This is a genomic window from Bradyrhizobium sp. Ses1 (assembly GCF_059512365.1).
In genome coordinates this window covers 1-1,906 of the sequence record NZ_JCAMOQ010000153.1, presented here as the reverse complement: position 1 = coordinate 1,906, position 1,906 = coordinate 1, and the positions used below count along the sequence as shown (strand labels likewise).

Genomic DNA, 1,906 nt, shown 5'->3' with positions numbered 1-1,906 from the left:
CCACACCTGCTTGAGTTGCTGCGGGCCTGGTGGAAGGCGGCGCGGCCGCAGGGCTGGCTGTTCCCGGGCCGCGATCCGGCCCAGCCGATGACCACACGCCAGCTCAATCGCGCCTGTCACGCCGCCGCCCAGATGGCCGAGATCAACAAGCGCGTCTCGCTGCACACCTTGCGGCACAGCTTCGCCACCCACCTCTTGGAGCAGAACATCGACGTCCGCGTCATCCAGGTGCTGCTCGGTCACGCCAAGCTCGACACCACGGCGCTCTATACCCGCGTCGCCACCAAGACGATCAGCGAGGTCATGAGCCCGTTGGAGCACATCGCGCTCAAGCTCAAGGAGATCCGGCCGCCCGGCTGACGCACGCGTGTCGCGCCCAGCCTTGGAGGTTGCGGACATCTTCCGCAACCATGGCCCGGCATGGCGTCAATCCCATGCCGGCCATGTCAGCCTCGACCAGATGAAGGTGATGTCGGCGATCGAGCGCTGCCGCACGGCGGCCCTCGGCGGCCATGTCGCGCGCTGCGCGGACTGCGCCTATACGACCATCGCCTACAACTCCTGCCGCAACCGGCACTGCCCGAAGTGTCAGGGCGCCGCCGCCAAGGACTGGCTCGCCGACCGCGAAGCCGACCTATTGCCGGTGCCGTACTATCATGTCGTGTTCACGCTGCCTGCGGCCATCGCCGACATCGCCTACCAGAACAAGGCCGTCCTCTACGACCTGCTGTTCAAGGTCTCGGCCGAGACCATGCTGACGATCGCCGCCGATCCGAAGCATCTGGGGGCCAGGATCGGCATCACCTCCGTGCTGCACACCTGGGGCTCGGCGCTGACCCATCATCCCCATGTGCACATGATCGTGCCGGGCGGCGGCATCTCGCCTGACGGCCAGCGCTGGGTGTCGTGCCGGCCGGGCTTCTTCCTGCCCGTGCGCGTACTCTCCCGCCTGTTCCGGCGAGTGTTCCAGGAGAAGCTCGTCGCGGCCCACCAGGCCGGCCGCCTGAGCTTCTTCGGCGATCACGCCCATCTCGCCGAGGCGCAATCCTTCGCGGCTTATCTCGCACCGCTGCGCAAGGCCGAATGGGTTGTCTACGCCAAGCGGCCGTTCGGTGGGCCAGAGGCAGTGCTGGCTTATCTGTCGCGCTATACCCACCGCGTCGCCATCGCCAACAGTCGCTTGATCGCCTGCGACCAGCAGGACGTCACCTTCAAGTGGAAGGACTACCGCGTCGCGGGCCGCGATCGATACAAGCAGATGACACTCGAGACCTTCGAGTTCATCCGCCGCTTCCTCATCCACGTGCTGCCCAAGGGCTTGCATCGCATCCGCCACTACGGCCTGTTCGCCAAAGGCGCTTGCGCCGGCAACATCGCACGCGCCCGTGAGCTGCTTGCCATTGCAAAACCTGAAGGTCGGCCCACCGCGGCCGCCGTCGATCCCAGCAAGCCGGCTTGTCCATGCTGCGGCGGTCGCATGATCATCATCGAAGTCTTCGCGCGCGGTGCAATGCCACGGCATCGGCCGACAGCTCCAACGAACCACATCAGGATCGACACCTCTTGACCGTGCCGCAATCCCGCAAATCCGCTCGCCGCGCTCGCTGGCCCTCGACCGGCCACGGCAGAGCGCGCCCAGATATCCACCAGCCGTCGCAAATCGTCGGACAACTTGTCGAGTTCAAGGCCATCCGCCGCGCATTCGTCAGCGACTTCACCGTCGCGCAACTCGTTGGGCCGACTCGATCTCAATCAACGAGCTCGCCCGCGGCGCTCAAATCCCCATAACGCCTGCCGCACCGCCTTACGTTCTCACGCGCGGTTTCCTCCCTTGGAGGCTTTCGGACGCCGGCCGCCGAATACGCCGCGCCCTCCCTCAAGCGGCCGGCATCCGAAACCCTTCACA

At 66.1% G+C, this 1,906-nt stretch carries 2 protein-coding genes; both read left to right on the top strand.

Annotation, left to right across the window (positions count from 1 at the left end; genetic code table 11):
• A partial coding sequence (locus tag AC5ZG5_RS46035) for a tyrosine-type recombinase/integrase (protein WP_496165560.1) occupies positions 1-360 on the top strand: 360 nt, incomplete at its 5' end.
• 7 nt (positions 361-367) lie between these two features.
• Entirely contained in the window at positions 368-1,567 is a 1,200-nt protein-coding gene (locus tag AC5ZG5_RS46030) for an IS91 family transposase (RefSeq protein WP_130231816.1), read from the top strand.
• Positions 1,568-1,906 lie beyond the last annotated feature (339 nt).